The organism is Streptomyces sp. CAI-85 (genome assembly GCF_013363615.1).
GTDB classification, from domain to species: Bacteria; Actinomycetota; Actinomycetes; order Streptomycetales; family Streptomycetaceae; genus Streptomyces; species Streptomyces antibioticus_B.
Genome location: NZ_JAANNX010000268.1, coordinates 1 through 554, shown reverse-complemented (window position 1 = coordinate 554; position 554 = coordinate 1). Strand labels below are relative to the sequence as shown.

Genomic DNA, 554 nt, shown 5'->3' with positions numbered 1-554 from the left:
GCCTGCTTGGTCTCGACGTCGACGATCAGCTTGTCGAAGTCGGTGCGCTGCTCGACACGCGTGGCCTCGACCTTGTACGTGACCTTGAGAACCGGCGAGTAGATCGAGTCGACCGGGATGCGCCCGATCTCCTGACCGACCTGCTTGTTCTGCACGGCGGAGACGTAACCGCGGCCGCGCTCGACCGTCAGCTCCATCTCCAGCTTGCCCTTGCCGTTGAGCGTGGCGAGGACGAGGTCGGGGTTGTGCACCTCGACACCGGCCGGGGGCGCGATGTCGGCGGCGGTGACCAGACCCGGGCCCTGCTTGCGCAGGTACATCACGACCGGCTCGTCGTGCTCCGAGGAGACGACGAGCTGCTTGATGTTGAGGATCAGGTCGGTGACGTCCTCCTTGACGCCCGGCACGGTGGTGAACTCGTGCAGCACGCCGTCGATACGGATGGACGTGACCGCCGCACCCGGGATCGAGGAGAGGAGGGTCCGGCGGAGGGAGTTGCCGAGGGTGTAGCCGAAGCCCGGCTCCAGCGGCTCGATCACGAACCGGGAGCGGAA

The 554-nt window shown here is 66.8% G+C and carries 1 protein-coding gene; it reads right to left on the bottom strand.

Annotated elements, in window-relative coordinates:
- The coding region (gene rpoA, locus G6W55_RS38195; RefSeq protein WP_175525126.1) for a DNA-directed RNA polymerase subunit alpha at positions 1 to 554 on the bottom strand (554 nt) is incomplete at both ends.